The sequence below is a fragment of the Actinomadura darangshiensis genome (genome assembly GCF_004349235.1).
GTDB lineage: Bacteria > Actinomycetota > Actinomycetes > Streptosporangiales > Streptosporangiaceae > Spirillospora > Spirillospora darangshiensis.
Genome location: NZ_SMKY01000192.1, coordinates 1 through 17,585 on the forward strand (window position 1 = coordinate 1; position 17,585 = coordinate 17,585).

Below are 17,585 nucleotides of genomic sequence, written 5' to 3' on the forward strand. Positions count from 1 at the left end.
GGGTGTGCCGGGACGCCGGGGTGCCGCTGACGATGCGGGGCGGCGGGACGTCCATCGCGGGGAACGCGGTCGGGCCGGGGGTCGTCGTCGATGTCAGCCGGCATCTGAACCGGGTGCTGGAGATCGACCCGGAGGCGGGGACGGCGCTGGTCGAGCCGGGGATCGTGCAGGCGCGGCTGCATCAGGTGGCGGCGGAGCACGGGCTGCGGTTCGGGCCCGACCCGTCCACCCGGACGAGGGCCACGCTGGGCGGGATGATCGGCAACAACGCGTGCGGGTCGCGGGCGCTGGGATACGGGCGGACGAGCGACAACGTGCTGGGGCTCGACGTGGTCACCGGGTCCGGGGAGCGGCTGCGGCTCGGTGACGTCCCGGGCGGGGCCATGGAGAGCGTGCTGCTTGAGCGGCTGCGGGGGCTCGCGCACGAGAACCTGGCCTTGATCCGGACGGAGTTCGGGCGGTTCGGGCGGCAGGTGTCCGGCTACTCGCTGGAGCATCTGCTGCCGGAGCAGGGGTTCGACGTCGCGCGGGCGCTGGTGGGCAGCGAGGGGACGCTGGCGCTGACGCTGGCCGCGCGGATCCGGATGGTGCGGGAGCCCGCGTGCCGGCTGCTCGCGGTGCTCGGGTACGGGTCGATGGCGGAGGCCGCCGACGCGGTTCCGGCGATGCTGCCGCACGGGCCGGTGGCGTGCGAGGGGCTGGACTCGCGCATCGCGAACGTCGTGCGGGAGCGGCGGGGCGCCGATGCGGTGCCGCCGCTGCCGGGCGGGTCCGGGTGGATGCTCGTGGAGCTGGCCGGGCCGGAGATCGGGGCGCTGCGGGCCACCGCGCAGAAGGTCGTCGGCGAGTCCGGGTGCGTCGACTCGATGCTGGTCGAGGACATGGCGCTGGCCGACGCGCTGTGGCGGATCCGCGAGGACGGGTCGGGCCTCGTCGCGAGGACGCCCGAGGGCGAGCAGGCGCACGCGGGCTGGGAGGACGCGGCCGTCCCGCCCGAGCGGCTCGGGGCCTACCTGCGGGAGTTCGAGACGCTGCTGGGCGAGTACGACCTGTTCGGCGTCCCGTACGGGCATTTCGGCGACGGGTGCATCCATGTGCGGATCGACTTCCCGTTCGGGCGGGCGAACGGGACGCGGGTCTTCCGCGACTTCCTGAACGAGGCGGCGGCGCTGGCGGCGCGGCACGGCGGCACCATGTCCGGCGAGCACGGCGACGGGCGGGCGCGGAGCGAGCTGCTGCCGCACATGTACTCGGCCGAGGCGCTGGCGCTGTGCTCGGCGGTCAAGGACGCCTTCGATCCGGACGATGTGCTGAATCCGGGCATCATCGTGCGGCCGGCGCCGGTGGACGAGGAACTGCGCGCCGTGCAGATGGTTCCGCTGAACCGGGGGCTGGCTCTCGCCTACCGGGACGATCGCGGCGATCTGTCCCGTGCCGTTCACCGGTGCACGGGCGTTGGCAAGTGCCGGGCCGACAACACCGGCTCGGGCGGCGTGATGTGCCCGTCGTATCTGGCCACCCAGGAGGAGAAGGACTCCACGCGCGGGCGCGCGAGGGTCCTCCAGGAGGTCGTCAGCGGAAAGCTGGGCCCGGACGGCTGGAAGTCCGAGGCACTGCACGATGTGCTCGACCTGTGCCTGTCATGCAAGGGCTGCGCGTCCGACTGCCCGACCGGGGTCGACATGGCGTCCTACAAGGCGGAGGCGCTCCACCAGCGCTACAAGGGGAGACTGCGCCCGCGCGCCCACTACGCGCTGGGCTGGCTGCCCCGCTGGACGCGCCTCGCCGCCAAGGCGCCCGCGATGATCAAGGTCGGGAACGCGGCGATGCGGTCGCGTGCCCTGAAGCCGCTGGTCGCGTGGGGTGCGGGCATCGACCGGCGGCGGACGCTGCCCGCTCTCGCGCCCGTGACGTTCCGCCGCTGGTTCGCGTCCCACCGCAGCCCGGAGGGACGCAACGGCGACGTCGTCCTGTTCGTGGACAGCTTCACCGACGCGTTCTCCCCCGAGGTGGGGCAGGCGACCGTGAAGGTGCTGGAGCACGCCGGCTATCGCGTGACGGTCACGGAACGCCCGGTGTGCTGCGGGATCACGTGGATCTCGACCGGGCAGCTGGACGGGGCGCGCGCACAGGCCCGGCGCACCGTCCGGGCGCTGCTGCCCCATGTGCGGCGCGGCACGAAGGTCGTGGGCATGGAGCCGTCCTGCACGGGTGTGCTGCGGTCCGACGCCGAGGAGCTGCTGAGGGGAGTCGACGCAGCGGCGGCGCGGGAGGTGAGCGCGGCGACGCGGACGCTCGCCGAGCTGCTCGCCGAGACCGCCGGCTGGACGCCGCCCGACCTTTCCGGGGTCACCGGCATCGCGCAGCCGCACTGCCACCACCACGCCGTCATGGGCTGGACGAAGGACGCCGCCCTGCTGAAGGAGGCGGGCGCGGACGTCGGCAGGCTCGGCGACTGCTGCGGGCTCGCCGGGAACTTCGGCGTCGAGAAGGGCCACCACGACGTGTCGGTCGCGGTGGCCGAGCAGCAGCTCCTCCCCGCCGTCAGGAAGACCGGCGAGGACGGCGTCGTCCTGGCCGACGGCTTCAGCTGCCGCACCCAGCTGAGCGACCTGGCGGACCGCGACGGCGAGCACCTGGCCCAGCTCCTGGCCCGCCACCTACCCGCCGAGGGCGCGCGACAGCGTGAGGGCGGCGGTGTGGACGGCGGGGGCCACGGCGGCTAGGCGCATCTTGGTGGACCAGCCAGAGACCGAGAGGGCGCCCAGCGCCAAACCGTCCGGGCCCAGAACGGGGCTGGCGGCGCACACGATCCCGGCTCCGGACTCCTCCCGGTCGTAGGCGACGCGCTCCTGCCGGATCCTCTCCAGCTCCTTGGCGAACAGGCCCGGCGCGGTGACGTCGCGCAGGACGCCCCGCACCACGTCCGGCGGGGAGAACGCCAGGATCGCCTTGCCCACGCCGGTCACGTGCGCGGGCAGCCGGCCGCCGACCTGGGACGGCATCCGCGGCCCGCCGGAGGAACCGAGGATCTCCACGTAGACGACCTCGCCGCCCTCCAGCACCGCGAGGTGGACGGTCTGCCGCGTCGCCTCCCGCAGGTCCGACATGGCGGGGACGGCGGCGTCCCGCAGCACCCGCTGCCGGGGCACCCGCTGCCCGATCTCGAACAGCCGCAGCCCGAGCCGGACCCGCGGGCCCTGCCGTTCCAGCAGCCCGGCCTCGACGAGGTCGAGCGCGATCCGGTGCGCGGTCGACCTCGGCAGGCCGCTGCGGCGGGCTAGCTCGGCGGCGCCGAGGCCGTCGTCGTCCGCCCGGAACGCGGTCAGCACCGCGACGGCGCGGCGCAGGAAGGTGTCGTCCGGCGGCATGAAAGAAGTGTCCCACCACGCGGGACGCGCGCATTGCCCGCGGTGCCCCGGGCGGGAGAGGCTCGGCCTGCCCGTTCGACGAAAGGACCGACCATGGACCCGGGTTCCGTGGAGAAGGCCGCGGCCGCGCTGCTCGACGCGTACGCCACCGGCACTCCCATCGCGCCGCTGACGAAGGACCGACCGGACATGTCGGTGGCCGACGCGTACGCGGTCCAGCTCGCCCAGGTCGAGGCGTGGACGGCGGCGGGCGCGCGGATCAAGGGCCACAAGGTCGGGCTGACCTCGGCCGCGATGCAGCGCCAGATGGGCGTGGACCAGCCGGACTTCGGCGTCCTGCTGGACACGATGTTCCTGCCGGAGAGCGCCCCGATCGACACCGGGCGGTTCCTGCAGCCGCGGGTCGAGCCGGAGGTCGCGTTCGTGCTGGGCCGCCCGCTCGCCGGGCCCGGCGCGACCACGGCGGACGCCGTCGCGGCCGTCGAGTACGTGCTGCCGGCGCTGGAGGTCATCGACTCCCGCATCGCGGACTGGAAGATCACCCTGCCGGACACGATCGCCGACAACGCCTCCAGCGGCGGCGTCGTGCTCGGCGCCCGCCCGGTCCGGCTGGACGACCAGGACCTGTCGCTCATGGGCTGCCTGCTGCGCCGCGACGGCGACCTGATCGACACCGGCGCCGGCGGCGCGGTGCTGGGCTCGCCGATCAACGCGCTGGTGTGGCTGGCGAACGTCCTCGGCGAGCGCGGCGTGGCGCTGGAGGCGGGGCACGTGGTGCTGCCCGGCTCGATCACGGCGGCCGTGCCGGTCGCACCAGGTGAGACCCTCACGGCGACGTTCGCCGGGCTCGGTTCCGTGACCGCCCGGTTCGGAAAGGAGGAGGCATGAGCAAGCTGACCGCGGCGATCGTCGGGCCCGGCAACATCGGCACCGACCTGCTGGTCAAGCTGACGCGCAGCGAGCTGATCGACGTCCACTCGATGATCGGGGTGGTCCCCGAGTCGGACGGCCTGGAGCGCGCCCGCAAGATGGGCGTGCCGGCGTCGGCGGAGGGCGTGGACTGGCTGCTGAAGCAGCCGACGCTGCCCGACATCGTGTTCGAGGCGACGTCGGCGAAGGCGCACCTGGCCAACGCCCCGCGCTACGAGGAGGCGGGGATCACGGCGGTCGACCTGACGCCGGCCGCGGCGGGCCCGCTCGTGTGCCCGCCGGTGAACCTGGACACGCTGTCGGAGGCCCCCAACCTCAACATGATCACCTGCGGCGGGCAGGCGACGATCCCGATCGTGCACGCGGTGTCGTCGGTGGTCCCGGTGCCGTACGCGGAGATCGTCGCGTCCATCGCGTCCCGCTCGGCCGGGCCCGGCACCCGCGCGAACATCGACGAGTTCACCCAGACCACGGCCCGCGCGATCGAGGCGGTCGGCGGCGCCGGGCGGGGCAAGGCGATCATCATCCTGAACCCGGTCGACCCGCCGATGATCATGCGGGACACGGTGTTCTGCGCGATCCCGTCCGACGCCGACACCACGGCGATCCAGGAGTCGGTCGAGAAGATGGTGGCCGAGGTCGCGGTGTACGTCCCCGGCTACACGCTGCGCGCCGAGCCGCAGTTCGACGGGCCCCGCGACATCTGGAACGGGATGGCCCGCGTCGCGGTCTTCCTGGAGGTCCGCGGAAACGGCGACTACCTGCCGCCGTGGGCCGGCAATCTCGACATCATGACCGCGGCGGCCGCCCGGGTGGGCGAGCAGATCGCGCGCAGGAGGGTGACGAAATGAGCGAAGCGAACCGGGGGGCGCGGGGGGTCGCCCCCTCGCAGGGAGACAGCATGGGCGCCGCGAAGGAGACCCCGGCGAAGATCCGGATCACCGACTCGACGTTGCGGGACGGCAGCCACGCGATGGCGCACCGCTTCACCGAGGAGCAGGTCCGCGGCGTCGTGCACGGGCTGGACGTCGCCGGGGTGGAGGTCATCGAGGTCACGCACGGCGACGGCCTCGGCGGCTCGTCGTTCAACTACGGCTTCTCGCTGGAGGACGACGTCAAGCTCGTCGCCGCCGCCGTGGACGAGGCGACCCGCGCGCGGATCGCGGTGCTGATGCTGCCGGGCGTCGGCACGGTCGAGGACCTCAATCTGGCGCACGACGCGGGCGCGGCCGTCGCCCGCATCGCGACGCACTGCACCGAGGCGGACGTGTCGCTGCAGCACTTCGCCGCCGCCCGCGACCTCGGCATGGAGACCGTCGGGTTCCTGATGATGGCGCACCGGGTCGAGCCGGACCTCCTGGCGAAGCAGGCCCGGATCATGGTGGACGGCGGCGCGCAGTGCGTGTACGTCGTCGACTCGGCGGGCGCCCTCGTCCTCGGGGAGGCGCAGGACCGGATCAGCGCGGTCGTCAAGGAGATCGGGCACGAGGCGCAGGTCGGCTTCCACGGCCACCAGAACCTGTCGCTGGGCGTCGCGAACTCCGTGCTCGCGCAGCAGAACGGCGCGCTGCAGATCGACGGGGCGCTGTGCGCGCTCGGCGCGGGGGCGGGCAACTCCCCCACCGAGGTGCTGGTGCCGACGTTCGAGCGGCTCGGCGTCCCGACCGGCGTGGACGTGCAGGGCGTGATGGCCGCGGCCGACGACGTGGTGAAGCCGTTCCTGAAGCGGCTGCCGTTCGCCGACCGCGGCGCGATCACGCAGGGGTACGCGGGCGTGTACTCCAGCTTCCTGCTGCACGCCGAGCGGGCGGCCGAGCGGTACGGCGTCCCGGCGCACGAGATCCTGCAGAAGGTCGGCGAGGCCGGCTACGTGGGCGGCCAGGAGGACATGATCATCGACGTGGCGCTGCAGCTCGCCGCCGAGCGCGAACGGGCGTCCTGACGGCGCCGAGGGGGCGGGCGGGGCCCGCCCCCTCGGGCCCCGGTGCGGTGATATTTGCAGCGTGCAAGCGTTGGGATAGCGTGGGCTGATGACCCACGAGGACCATCGCGCGTCGACTCCTCGCGGGCGGGCGCGCCGCGACCAGCTCGTGCGGATCGGCCTCGATCTGCTCGCCGAGGGCGGCTGGGCGGCGATCACGGCCAGGGCCGTCGCGGACCGGGCCCGGATCCGGCCGGGCCTGCTGCACCACTACTTCAACGGGCTGCCGGGGCTGCACGTCGCGGTCGCGCAGCGGGCCAGCGAGACGATCATCGATCCGGTGGTGGACGCGCTGGTCGCCGCGCCGGACACGGCGGCCGCGCTGCGCACCCTGCGGGAGCTCGTGCCGGGCATGATCGCCGGCGAGCGCGATCTCAGGCTCGCCGCGGAGCTGCTGGTCAGGGCGCTGCGCGACCCGCGGATGGCCGCCGAGCGGCGGGACTGGTCGCGCGCCGTCCGGGGCCGGATCGCCGCCCGGCTGGAGCAGCTGTGCCCGGACTGGGCCGCCGAGCGCCGCGAGGGCACCGCCATGCTGTTCACGGCCATGCTGGACGGCCTGATGCTCCAGCTGATCCTCGACCCGGACCTGCCGGCCGACCCCGCCCTGCACGCGACCGAGGCCCTCGTCTCCGATCCCTGAGCTGAGGCGGGGTCCACGGGCTCAGGCGGGCTCCGCAGGGACGATCGCGACGGTGCCGCGGGTGCCGCGCAGCATCGCCGCGGCGGTCGAGCCCAGCGGGCCCGTGCCGGTGCCCCGGTCGCCCAGGACGACGAGGCCGGCGTCCTCCGCCGCGTTGGACAGCGCCTCCCAGGGCCGCTCCAGCAGCAGCGACACCCGGATGTCGACCTTCGGGTACCGGTCCCGCCAGGGGCCGACCCTGTCCTCCAGTTCGGCGGCGCGGGTCTTCTCCAGCAGGTCCGGGTCGTTGAACAGGGCCAGCTCGCACTCGGCGACCGCGGCGGGCTCCCAGCAGCCGTAGACGACGTGCAGGTCCCAGTGGCGCAGGGCCGCCTCCGACGCGGCGAATCCGAGGGCCGCGTCGCACCACTCCGTCCCGTCGGCGCCCGCCACGACCCGGTCCCGGCCCTTTCCGTCCCGGACGACGATCACCGGCAGCCTGGCCCGCGCCGGGACCTCCATGGCCGTCCCGCCGGCGTCCACCCGCCCATGGCTGCCGATCACCACCATCTCGGCTCTGCCGGACGCCTTCAGTAACGCCTCGGGCACGGGCCCGCGCATCAGCCGCGTGCGCACCGTCCCGGGCGCGCCCAGTTCGGCGGCCCGCAGCGCGCCGTGCTCCAGCAGGTTCTCCCCCACCCGCTTCATGACCGCCTCGCCGTGCGGGTCCTCGTGCCCGGGCGGGTAGGGCCAGTGCCAGGAGTGGCACACGACCAGCTCCAGGCCGCGGAGCCGCGCCTCCTCGACCGCCCAGCGCAGGGCCGTGTCGTTCGCCGCCGTCCCGTCATAGCCGAACAGGACGTGCTCGCCTCGGTTCCTCTCCACACCGTCCATGTGCCTGCCCTCCTCTTGCCAGTCTGCGCGCACCTCGCACAGTCCTGAAGGGGTCTTCGGCGCCAGGCACGTTCCTGAGCACTTTCTGGAGCCATTACAGTCACGGGCAAGGAGGCGGCTATGAGAAGGTTGGGACGGGTCCGGCGCCGGTTGGGTTTCGACCGCAACGCGCTGCGGCGCACCGTGGACCACCGCCAGCGGACGGTCGGCGTCGCCGCCGCGGCGCTCTTCGCGGTCATCGCCCCGCCCGTGTCGGCGACGCTGGCCGTCGACGCCTACCAGAGCGGCGTCCGGGCCGAGCACCGCAACCTCCACCGCGTCACCGCGCAGATCACGCACACCGACTCCCAGGGCGGTGCGGGCCTGCGGCACACCTACGCAGAGCTGGCCTGGACGTCGGAGGACGGCCGCACGCGGACCACCGTCGTCCCGGCCGACAAGTCCGTCCGGGTGGGGATGGGGCACCAGATCTGGGTTGACGCGTCCGGAAATCCGGTCCGCCGCCCCCAGACCCGCACCGGCACCCTCATCACCACGTACGTCGCCGCGGGCATGGCCCTCGCCGTCACCGGCCTCCCCCTGCTGGCGGTGTACCTCCTCGTCCGCCGCGGCTGCGACCACCGCCGCGCGGCCCTCTGGGACGAGAGCTGGACGGCCCTGCACCACCACGAGATCACCTGAACCCTCCCAAGCGGACGCCAAATCCGCCCCACGACGATCTCCGCTGCTGATCTTCCGCGCCGCCCGGGGTAGGCCGACGGGACCAAGCGTCCTCCGGGGGAAGGGGAGACCGTGGTCAGAAGGATCGCGGCGGAGCTCGTGGGCACGATGCTCCTCGTCTATTTCGCGGTGGGCGTGGCGACCCTGTCGTTCGGCTTCGGCGTCGCCGGCCGGAGCCTGTCGGCGGGCGTCGTCGCGACGGCGCTGGCGTTCGGCCTGGTGCTCCTCGTCCTGGTCTACGCGATCGGGCCGATCTCGGGCTGCCACATCAACCCCGCCGTCACGCTGGGTGTGCTCCTCGCCCGCCGGATGACGCCGGTCGACGCCGCCGGCTACTGGATCGCCCAGTTCGCCGGCGGGATCCTGGGCGCGCTGCTGCTCTGGGCCACCTTCTCCGGCTCGCCCCTCTACGACCGGTCGGTGACCGGCCTCGGCGCGGACGGCTGGGGCGACGCCAGCCTGATCCACGTCAACGCGGGCGGCGCGTTCCTCGCGGAGGTCGTCCTGACCGCGCTGTTCGTGTTCATCGTCCTGGCGATGACGAGTTCGGTCGCCATCCCGTCGGTCGCCGGCGTCGCCATCGGGCTCGCCCTCACCACCGTCCACCTGATCGGCATCCCGATCACCGGCACGTCGGTCAACCCGGCCCGCAGCCTCGGCCCGGCCATCGTCGCCGGCGGGACGGCCCTGGACCAGGTGTGGCTGTTCATCGTCGCCCCGCTGGTCGGCGCCGTCGTCGGCGCCGCCCTGCACGCCCTCGTCGGACCGCCGGAGAAGGAGACCCCGCTGCCGCCGGTCGAGGAGACCCGCGAGGCCTGAGCGCGGCGCTAAGCGCGGCCTAAGCGCCCCGGGCGGCGGTGCGGAGGGCCCGGTAGAGGATCCCCGCGTCGCCCAAGCGGTGGCGCAGGAGCTTCTCCAGCCCGCCGATGGGGACGAGGTTCTGCGGCGCCCGGGGGTCCTTGTAGCCGACCCCGGCCAGTCCGGGGATGACCGCGGCGCACTGGTCGGCGAGGTCGGCGGCCTCCTTGCGCGACAGGTCGGCGGTGGCCTCGCAGCGCGCGATGCCCGCCCACGGCGCGGTGGACGGCGTGGGCAGCCGCAGATACCAGGAATGCCGCTCCCAGCTCGTCGTCATCAGGAACACCGGCGTGCGCTGCCCCGGCTTCAGGCCCGCGAGCACGGCCGCCTGCGCGTCCTTCAGGTAGGCGGCATGGTGGGTCTTGACGTAGCCGACCGTGCGCGGCAGGTGGGCGCGGCCGCGCAGCGGGCCGTCCACGATCAGGAGGTCGTCCTGCGCGGCGGCCGACCGGTAGCGGGTCGCGAGGGTGACCTCCAGGTCGCTGAGCCGCCGCTGGAGGGCGAGCGAGAGCTGCTCGGCGGTGCCGCCGGGCGCCCGCACCGCGGTGTAGGTCCCGGCGCGGGTGACGAGGTCGGCGGCGGCCGGGGACGGGGTGAACAATGACCGGGACACCTCCCAGTCCGCCAGTGCGGCGGGCCCGCCGGGGACGCACCGCACCAGGCCCGCCGCGCAGGACGCGGCGATCCCGGGCACCGGCATGCCGCCGGACGGGTCCCCGGCCCACACCCGCGCCTCGATCCGCCGGACGCCGTCCGCGACGATCAGGCCGCCGGGCGGGGCCTCCCGCGGCGGCGGGGTGATCGGGCGCCAGCGCTCGGCGGGCAGCTCCACGCCGAGGTCGAGCTTGACCGACGATGCGTCCAGCTCGGCGACCGCGTCCGCGGTGACCGAGGTCGCGTACCCCGGGTCCCACGGGTCGATCGTGATCGTGGCGGCCTGCGATGGTGCCGTGGTCACGTGGCCTTCTTCTCCAGATGCGAGCCGGTGCTGTCGCGGGTGACGTCGAAGCGTACCGGGATCCGCTCGGCGAGCGCCGGGACGTGCGTGACCAGGCCGACCATGCGGTCACCGCCGGACGTCAGCCGCTCCAGGGTGGTCGCGACGGTGTCGAGCGTCGCCGGGTCGAGGGTGCCGAAGCCCTCGTCCAGGAAGATGGAGTCGAGGCTGCGGGCCGCGCCGCCGCCGAACCGCGCGACCTGGTCCGACAGCGCGAGGGCGAGGGCCAGCGACGCCTGGAACGTCTCCCCGCCGGACAGCGTCCGCACGCTGCGGCGCAGCCCCGCCTCCGCGTAGTCGATCACCTCGATGGCGTTCCTGGCGTCCAGGACCAGCTCGAACTGGCCGTCCGACAGCTCCCGCAGCGTCTCCGACGCACCCGTGACCAGCATTTCGAGCGCCTCGCCGCACAGCCAGTTCTCGAAGTTGTTGGCGCGCAGCCGGATGGTCAGCTCGTGCGCGACGGCGGCCTCCTCGCGATGGCGGCGGACGTCCTCCGCCAGCCCGGCCGCCATCCGCCGGTCGCGGCGGATCGTGTCGAGCGTGCTCTGCGCCTGGTTGCGGGCGTTCAGCACGGCCTCTCTGACGGTGTCGGGCTCGGCGGACGCGGGCACCGCGATCTCGTGCGCCGCCAGGCGTTCGGCGACCGCGCCGCGTCGTTCGGCGCGCCTTGTGCGGAGGTCGTTCAGGGTGCCGTTCAGCGCCTCGGCGGCCTGCCGGCGCGTGCCCGCCTCCCGGTCGCGCCAGTCGAGCAGGGTGGTCCAGGCCGCGTGGAGGTCGGTCGGGTCGAGGGGCGGAGCGCCGAGCGCGACGACCGTGTCGCGGGCCGCGTCCAGGCGCGCCAGTCCCCGGCCCGCCTCGTCGTTCAGCCGGGCGCACAGGTCCTCGGCCTTGGTCAGGCCGGATTTGGCCGTGAGTGCGTCCTTGCGGGCGCTCTCGGCCTGCTGCTCGGCCGACCGGACGTCTTCCAGACGCCGCTGCACGTCTTCGGCGTCCGGGCGGGCACGGATGTGCTCGGCCTGGGCGTCGAGCTGCCTTTCGAGCCCGTCGAGCTTCTCTTCCAGCCGCCCCAACCTGTTTTCGTGTTCCCGGTGTCTCTGCTGTGCCGTTTCCAGATCGGCGGTGCGTGCCTTGATGTCGCGGTCGGCTGCGCCGAGTGCGGCCGGGGCGTGGTGCTCGGGCAGGCGCGCGACCTCGGTCAGGCACACCGGGCAGGGCTCGCCGACCGCGAGCCGCTGGGCGAGGTCGGCGGCGGCATGGGCGTCGCGGACGCGCTGCCGTTCGTCCTGGGCCTGCTGGAGGTTCGTGCGCGCGACGCCGGCGTCCGCTTCGGCGTCGGCGGCCGCCTGCCGTGCATCCTGCGCCTCCGCGCGGACATCTTCGATCTCTCCGGTGAGGCGGGCGTGGTCGCGGTGCGCCCGCACCGCGAGGTCGAGGACGGTCTTGTCGCCGAGTTCGGCGAGCCGCTCGCGGGCGGCCGACTCGCGTTCCCCGGCCTTGGCCGCCTCTCCCGCGAGCCGCTCGGCTTCGGTGGTCGCGGCGGCGAGGTCGTCCGCGAGCGTCGGGACGTCCGGGGGCATGGCGAGCGCGGTCAATGCGGCGGCGGCGCGCTCGCCCTCGGCGGCTTCGGCCTCCCGATCGCGGATCTCGTCGCCGTCGCGCCGCAGGTCGTCCAGGGCGGAGCGGACCTCGTCACCGAAGGCGTTCCGTGCGTCCAGACGCTGCGCCGCCTCGGATTCGGCGGCCTCGTCCGCCTCGGTGAGCTTGGCGAGCTGGCGCTCGGCGGCATCGGCGTGCGCCTTGGCCGCCTTCTCCTCCTCCCCCGCCCGCCGGTTGATCGCCTCGAAGCCCTTCGCGTCCAGCAGCTGGATCAGCAGGTCCTGCCGTTCACTCGGCTTGGCCTGCAGGAACTCGGCGAACCGCCCCTGCGGGAGGACGACGCACTGGGTGAAGAAGCGGTATTCGAGGCCGGTGATGTGCTCGATCGCCGCCGTCACCTGCTCGCCCGCCGCGATCGTCCGGACCTGTGCGGCGAGGAGCTCCTCGATGCCGCCGGCGGGGTCGGCGGACGGGTCCAGCTCGTCCAGCCGCGCCTCCCGGGTGGTGACCGCGCCTTTGGCGCCCCGCGCCAGCGCCCGGACGACCCCGTACCGGCGGCCCGCCGACTCGAACACGAGCGCGACCTTCCCGGACGTCGCGGACGGCGCCAGCGCCAGCTTGATCACGTTCTCCCGGCCCCAGCGGGGCACCGACCCGTACAGGGCGAAGCAGATCGCGTCGATGACGGTGCTCTTGCCCGACCCGGTGGGGCCGACCAGGACGAAGTAGTCGACGTCGTGCAGGTCGGCGGAGGCGGGGGCGCGGTAGCTGCAGAAGTTCTCCATGTGCACGCACAGCGGGCGCATCAGTCCTCCTGCCCGTCGAGCTCGTCGTAGAGCCGGTCGAACAGCGCCACGACGCGCTCGTCCTCGTGGCCGGTCTGCTCCAGGTAGGTGCGGAAGAGCTGCCGCGGCGTCGGCGCCTCCCGGCTCCCGGCGGCCGCGCGGCGGCGGGAGGACGTCGGCCGGAACGCCTCGTCGATGTCGACGGTCAGCGCGTTCGGCAGGACGTCCCGGACCGCGTCGGCGAGCCCGGCGCGGGGCTTCTCGGCGACGACGACGCGCAGCCACGCGTCCCCGAGATCGTCCGCCATCGCCTCCAGCTCGGGGAGGGAACCGGTGACGGTCCGCAGCACGCGGGCGCTCCGCAGCGTCACCTCGCGCACGTCGGCGGGACGTCCCGGCGCGACGTCGACGACCAGCGCCCCCGGCGTGTTCTGCTCCTCGCCGAAGTCGACGGCGATCGGCGACCCGCTGTACCAGATGGGGCACGGTCCCGGCATCCGCTGCCGCCGGTGCAGGTGGCCGAGCGCGGCGTAGTGCGTGGACGCGGGGAACGCCGACGACTCGAAGTAGTACGAGAAGATCGTCTGCGCCTCCCGCTCGCCGCCGCCCATCCGGCCGCCCGGAAGCGTCCCGTGCGCGGCGACCAGGTTGACGGTGTCGGCGCCGAACTCGGCGGTGAGCGCGTCCGCGAGCCGCGCGAACCGGTGGGCGTAGTCGCGGTTGTGCTGGTCGGGGGTGCCGGTCAGCGCCTCCAGCGCGCGGACGACGTACCGCTGCGACAGGAACGGCATCGCCGCGAGCCGGACCGGTTCGCCGTGCCGGCTCGTCCAGGACAGGACGCCGCCCGCGTCCGGCCGCCGGAACCGCCCGGCGACCCGGATGCCGAGCTGCCGCAGCACCGGCCGGTACACGTCGTCGAGCAGGCGGGGGTCGTCGTGGTTCCCGGCGAGGACGACCACCTCCCGGCCGCCCTCCTGCAGCGCCATCAGCGTCTTCATGACGAGCGCCTGCGCGGGCGGCGTCGGGACCGCGCCGTCGAAGACGTCGCCCGCGACGATGACCGCGTCGACGTCCTCCGCCCGCGCGATGCCGACCAGCTCGTCCAGCACCTTCGCGTGCTCGTCGGCGCGGGACCGTCCGCGGAGCACCTTGCCCACGTGCCAGTCGGCGGTGTGCAGGATCTTCACGTCCACCTCCAGGCGGCTCAGAAGGGCGGCAGCTCCGAGTCGTCGATCGCGGTGAGCCCGGCGAAAGGATCGCCGGACAGGTCGGACGGCGCCCGGTGGCTCGCCTCCGACGGGCGCGTCGCCCACGCCGGGAACGGGAACCCGACCGCGAGCGGCACCGGGATCTCGGGCTGCCCGACGAACATCGTCCCGGGCTTGGCGATCGTGGCCCGCGCCCGCGCCGCCGGCGGCAGCCACCCGTACTCGCCGCGGGTCGCCTCCGCCGCGTCCAAACGTCCCGCGACCCGGACCGCGCAGTTGGCGACGATGCGGCGCTCGACCTCCGAGGCCGTCTGCTGCGCGCCGATGAGGATCACGCCGAGGGACCGGCCGCGCTCGGCGACGTCCAGCAGGATCTCCTTGATCGGGGAGCCGCCCTCGCGGGGCGCGTACTTGTTCAGCTCGTCCAGCACGACGAACAGCAGCGGGCGGGCGCTGCCGGTGCTCTCCTTGCGCGCGAACTCGCCGCGCAGCACGACGCCGACGACGAACCGCTGCGCACGCTCGGGCAGGTTGTGCAGGTCGACGACGGTGACCTGGGTGCGGGACGTGCTGATCGACCGGTCGTCGCGGGCCGCCAGGTCGCCGCGGATGATCGGCGACAGCGACCGGACGGACGAGCGCAGCCGCCGCAGGAACGCGTTGACGGTGCCGAGGCCCATCAGCTGGGCGCCCCACTCGCGCCTGGAGTCCTCGTCGGTCAGCGTGTCCTCGATGAACCCGACCAGGTCCTCGTAGGTGCGGCAGACCTCGGTGTCCCCCAGCCGCACGGCGCCGCCGTCCCCGGCCGGTTTGGCGGCGTGCTTCAGCCGGGCCGCGACCTGCCCGATCAGCATCGTGTACTGGGCCCGCTCGTCCTCGGCGTCGGCGAAGACGTAGCGGAGCAGCTCCTCCTCGCAGAACTCGGCGAGCGTCCAGAAGAACGGGCTGACGTCCTGGGTGCGGGCCGTGACGTGCGGCGTCCCGTTGGGGTCGCCGGGCCTCGGCGGCGCGAAGACGTGGACGCTGCCGAACGGGCCGACCGGCAGCCCGAGCTTTCGATACGACTCCCGCGCGTCCGCGTCGAGCCGGTTGTTGGCGTGGTCGAGGAAGAGCAGGTCCTCGCCCTTCACCGAGAAGATCAGCGCCTTGGTGTTGTGCGCCTCGCCGCCCAGCGCCCCCGAGTTGAAGATCGAGTACAGCAGGTACGTGGCGAACGACGTCTTGGTCGCCACCCCGGACACTCCCGAGATCGACACGTGCGCGCCGCGGGTGCCGTCGAGGAAGTCCATGTTGAGGTGGATCGGCTCGCCGTCGCGCCCGAGCCCGACGGGGAGCCGCCGCTCCATCACGTCGAAGTACAGTGCCCGCTCGCGGTCCTTGTCGCCGGCGCGGCGCGCGACCGTCCCGGGCAGCGGCGGCACGTACACCTCGGGCTCGACCCGCGTGACCGTGACCTCGGCCGACTCCACCACGGCCGCGGGCAGCACGCCCTGGCTGATCAGGAACACGTCCGAGTCGTAGGCGGCGCCCTCGTGCCGGGCCTCGACGTTCGTCACGACCCCCGCGATGAGGACCTCGCCGCGTCCGGGCACCTCCCGGCGCGCCGCGATCACCTCGTCCAGCTGGACGACCGTGCCGGGCTCCAGCCCGACCCAGAACGACAGCGGCGTCGCCGTCTGGGTGCCGAGCACCCGTCCCACGACCTCGCCGCCGCCGCCCGCCGCCTCCGCGGTCATACCGCCACCCGCATCACCAATGCCCACATGTCCACCACGGTGGCTTACCACGGGGAACACCGGTTCTGCGACTTCAGTGGCGATTTCGGCCACCGACGGTGATCAGTCGGTGCCGTGATCAGTCAGTGCCGTGATCAGTCAGTGCCGTGATCAGTCGGTGCCGGACTCCATGGCCGCGCGGTCGAGGACCTCGGCGTCCCGGGAGTCCTTGCCGCGGGACGCGATCGCCTGGGCGCCGCCCTCGTCCATCGCGCCGATGAGCCCGGTGGACGCGGCCTGCGCGGCGCCGATCAGGGCCGGGTGCGAGCTGCCGACCATGCCGAGCCCGGCGTACTGCTCCAACTTGGCGCGGGAGTCGGCGATGTCGAGGTTGCGCATGGTCAGCTGGCCGATGCGGTCGACGGGCCCGAAGGCGGAGTCCTCGGTGCGCTCCATGGACAGCTTGTCCGGGTGGTAGCTGAACGCGGGACCGGTCGTGTCGATGATCGAGTAGTCCTCGCCGCGCCGCAGCCGCAGGGTCACCTCGCCGGTGACGGCCGTCCCGACCCACCGTTGCAGGGACTCGCGGAGCATGAGCGCCTGCGGGTCGAGCCAGCGGCCCTCGTACATGAGCCGGCCGAGCCGCCGCCCCTCGCTGTGGTAGGTGGCGAGGGTGTCCTCGTTGTGGATCGCGTTGACGAGCCGCTCGTAGGCGGCGTGCAGCAGCGCCATGCCGGGCGCCTCGTAGACGCCGCGGCTCTTGGCCTCGATCACCCGGTTCTCGATCTGGTCGGACATGCCCATGCCGTGCCGTCCGCCGATGGCGTTGGCCTCCAGCACCAGGTCGACGGCGGTCCCGAACTCCTTGCCGTTGATCGTCACCGGCCTGCCCTGGGCGAAGCCGATGGTGACGTCCTCGGCGTGGATCTCCACGTCCGCGTCCCAGAACTTGACGCCCATGATCGGCTCGACCATCTCGATGCCGGCGTCGAGGTGTTCGAGGGACTTGGCCTCGTGGGTCGCACCCCAGATGTTGGCGTCGGTCGAATAGGCCTTCTCCGTGCTGTCCCGGTAGGGCAGCCCGTGGGCGAGGAGCCACTCCGACATCTCGGTGCGGCCGCCCAGCTCGCTGACGAAGTCGGCGTCCAGCCAGGGCTTGTAGACCTGCAGCGCCGGGTTGGCCAGCAGGCCGTACCGGTAGAACCGCTCGATGTCGTTGCCCTTGAAGGTGGAGCCGTCGCCCCAGATCTGGACGTCGTCCTCCAGCATCGCGCGGACCAGCAGCGTGCCGGTGACCGCCCGTCCGAGCGGGGTGGTGTTGAAGTAGCTGCGCCCGCCGGACCGGATGTGGAACGCGCCGCACGCCAGCGCCGCGAGCCCCTCCTCCACGAGGGCCTCACGGCAGTCGACCAGGCGCGCGACCTCGGCCCCGTACCTGGCGGCGCGGCCGGGCACGGAGGCGATGTCGGGTTCGTCGTACTGCCCGATGTCGGCGGTGTAGGCGCACGGCACGGCGCCCTTGTCGCGCATCCACGCGACCGCCACGGACGTGTCGAGGCCACCGGAGAAGGCGATCCCGACGCGCTGGCCGACGGGCAGGGAGGTCAGCACTTTCGACATGAGCACAAGTATGCACGCTCCTGCATGAACATGCAAAGCCCGAATCGTGCAACCGGTTGCGGACACCCGGGCATGGCAGGCCGCCCGGCCGTCTTGACAGGGTCATGCGTTAGCGCAAACATTCTCGACATCCGCCCCCAGCGCCCGGGAGCCCACCTCCATCGAAGACAAGGAGGATCCGCGCGTAGCTCGATGTTTGCGCTAACAGGTTCCGCGACCGTCCCGGGCCACCGGCTCCTCGTCTCTCTCCCACCCCCTTCGCGAGAGGAACACCGATGAAGCGCGTCC

General features: G+C 73.5%; 14 protein-coding genes. 7 read left to right on the forward strand and 7 right to left on the reverse strand.

Annotated features, from left to right (window positions below):
- Positions 1 to 2,726: FAD-binding and (Fe-S)-binding domain-containing protein (locus tag E1293_RS31670; protein WP_132201158.1), on the forward strand; the 2,726-nt coding region annotated here is incomplete at its 5' end.
- Here the strand turns inward: E1293_RS31670 and E1293_RS31675 are convergent.
- Positions 2,661 to 3,371, reverse strand: a complete 711-nt coding sequence (locus tag E1293_RS31675; protein WP_132201159.1) for an IclR family transcriptional regulator — start codon at positions 3,369 to 3,371, stop codon at positions 2,661 to 2,663. The two genes, E1293_RS31670 and E1293_RS31675, sit on opposite strands and share 66 nt — an antisense overlap.
- A 93-nt stretch (positions 3,372 to 3,464) precedes the next feature.
- On the opposite strand from E1293_RS31675, the gene E1293_RS31680 reads away from it, so the two are divergent.
- The 4 genes from E1293_RS31680 to E1293_RS31695 all read left to right on the forward strand — a co-directional run bounded on the left by E1293_RS31680 (position 3,465) and on the right by E1293_RS31695 (position 6,922).
- Positions 3,465 to 4,259, forward strand: a complete 795-nt coding sequence (locus E1293_RS31680; RefSeq protein WP_132201160.1) for a 2-keto-4-pentenoate hydratase — start codon at positions 3,465 to 3,467, stop codon at positions 4,257 to 4,259.
- Complete coding sequence (locus E1293_RS31685) at positions 4,256 to 5,152, forward strand: acetaldehyde dehydrogenase (acetylating) (RefSeq protein WP_132201161.1); 897 nt, start codon at positions 4,256 to 4,258, stop codon at positions 5,150 to 5,152. The genes E1293_RS31680 and E1293_RS31685 overlap by 4 nt, the downstream gene beginning before the upstream one ends.
- A 50-nt stretch (positions 5,153 to 5,202) precedes the next feature.
- Positions 5,203 to 6,243 carry a 4-hydroxy-2-oxovalerate aldolase gene (dmpG, locus tag E1293_RS31690; RefSeq protein WP_132201162.1) on the forward strand — a complete coding sequence of 347 codons (1,041 nt, stop codon included), beginning with the start codon at positions 5,203 to 5,205 and terminating at the stop codon, positions 6,241 to 6,243.
- 88 nt (positions 6,244 to 6,331) lie between these two features.
- Positions 6,332 to 6,922, forward strand: a complete 591-nt coding sequence (locus E1293_RS31695) for a TetR/AcrR family transcriptional regulator (RefSeq protein ID WP_207939204.1) — start codon at positions 6,332 to 6,334, stop codon at positions 6,920 to 6,922.
- Positions 6,923 to 6,943: 21 nt separating this feature from the next.
- Here the strand turns inward: E1293_RS31695 and E1293_RS31700 are convergent, their stop codons facing one another.
- On the reverse strand, positions 6,944 to 7,795 hold the full coding sequence (locus tag E1293_RS31700; RefSeq protein WP_132201163.1) for a universal stress protein: 852 nt from the start codon (positions 7,793 to 7,795) through the stop codon (positions 6,944 to 6,946).
- A gap of 120 nt (positions 7,796 to 7,915) precedes the next feature.
- Between E1293_RS31700 and E1293_RS31705 the strand changes: the two genes are divergently transcribed.
- Entirely contained in the window at positions 7,916 to 8,476 is a 561-nt protein-coding gene (locus E1293_RS31705) for an Rv1733c family protein (protein WP_132201164.1), read from the forward strand.
- Between the two features lie 111 nt (positions 8,477 to 8,587).
- Positions 8,588 to 9,334, forward strand: a complete 747-nt coding sequence (locus E1293_RS31710; RefSeq protein WP_132201165.1) for an aquaporin — start codon at positions 8,588 to 8,590, stop codon at positions 9,332 to 9,334.
- Positions 9,335 to 9,353: 19 nt separating this feature from the next.
- On the opposite strand, the gene E1293_RS31715 is transcribed toward E1293_RS31710, so the two are convergent.
- The 5 genes from E1293_RS31715 to argG form a co-directional block, all read right to left on the reverse strand.
- Complete coding sequence (locus E1293_RS31715) at positions 9,354 to 10,331, reverse strand: DNA double-strand break repair nuclease NurA (protein ID WP_132201166.1); 978 nt, start codon at positions 10,329 to 10,331, stop codon at positions 9,354 to 9,356.
- Positions 10,328 to 12,775, reverse strand: coding sequence for an AAA family ATPase (locus E1293_RS31720; protein ID WP_132201167.1), 2,448 nt, complete (start codon positions 12,773 to 12,775; stop codon positions 10,328 to 10,330). The genes E1293_RS31715 and E1293_RS31720 overlap by 4 nt, the downstream gene beginning before the upstream one ends.
- Positions 12,775 to 13,941 carry a metallophosphoesterase family protein gene (locus E1293_RS31725; protein WP_132201168.1) on the reverse strand — a complete coding sequence of 389 codons (1,167 nt, stop codon included), beginning with the start codon at positions 13,939 to 13,941 and terminating at the stop codon, positions 12,775 to 12,777. The genes E1293_RS31720 and E1293_RS31725 overlap by 1 nt, the downstream gene beginning before the upstream one ends.
- Before the next feature lie 17 nt (positions 13,942 to 13,958).
- Positions 13,959 to 15,698, reverse strand: a complete 1,740-nt coding sequence (locus E1293_RS31730) for an ATP-binding protein (RefSeq protein ID WP_132201169.1) — start codon at positions 15,696 to 15,698, stop codon at positions 13,959 to 13,961.
- Positions 15,699 to 15,848: 150 nt separating this feature from the next.
- Positions 15,849 to 17,297: an argininosuccinate synthase gene (gene argG, locus E1293_RS31735; RefSeq protein WP_132201170.1), complete on the reverse strand. Its 1,449-nt coding sequence runs from the start codon at positions 17,295 to 17,297 to the stop codon at positions 15,849 to 15,851.
- Positions 17,298 to 17,585 lie beyond the last annotated feature (288 nt).

Excerpts from the sequence above, each read along its gene's own strand:
- E1293_RS31720 (WP_132201167.1), bottom strand. The coding sequence starts at position 12,775 with ATGCGCCCGCTGTGCGTGCACATGGAGAACTTCTGCAGCTACCGCGCC.
- E1293_RS31685 (WP_132201161.1), top strand. The coding sequence starts at position 4,256 with ATGAGCAAGCTGACCGCGGCGATCGTCGGGCCCGGCAACATCGGCACC.
- E1293_RS31675 (WP_132201159.1), bottom strand. The coding sequence starts at position 3,371 with ATGCCGCCGGACGACACCTTCCTGCGCCGCGCCGTCGCGGTGCTGACC.
- E1293_RS31700 (WP_132201163.1), bottom strand. The coding sequence starts at position 7,795 with ATGGACGGTGTGGAGAGGAACCGAGGCGAGCACGTCCTGTTCGGCTAT.
- E1293_RS31680 (WP_132201160.1), top strand. The coding sequence starts at position 3,465 with ATGGACCCGGGTTCCGTGGAGAAGGCCGCGGCCGCGCTGCTCGACGCG.
- E1293_RS31730 (WP_132201169.1), bottom strand. The coding sequence starts at position 15,698 with ATGACCGCGGAGGCGGCGGGCGGCGGCGGCGAGGTCGTGGGACGGGTG.
- dmpG (WP_132201162.1), top strand. The coding sequence starts at position 5,203 with ATGGGCGCCGCGAAGGAGACCCCGGCGAAGATCCGGATCACCGACTCG.
- argG (WP_132201170.1), bottom strand. The coding sequence starts at position 17,297 with ATGTCGAAAGTGCTGACCTCCCTGCCCGTCGGCCAGCGCGTCGGGATC.
- E1293_RS31695 (WP_207939204.1), top strand. The coding sequence starts at position 6,332 with ATGACCCACGAGGACCATCGCGCGTCGACTCCTCGCGGGCGGGCGCGC.
- E1293_RS31705 (WP_132201164.1), top strand. The coding sequence starts at position 7,916 with ATGAGAAGGTTGGGACGGGTCCGGCGCCGGTTGGGTTTCGACCGCAAC.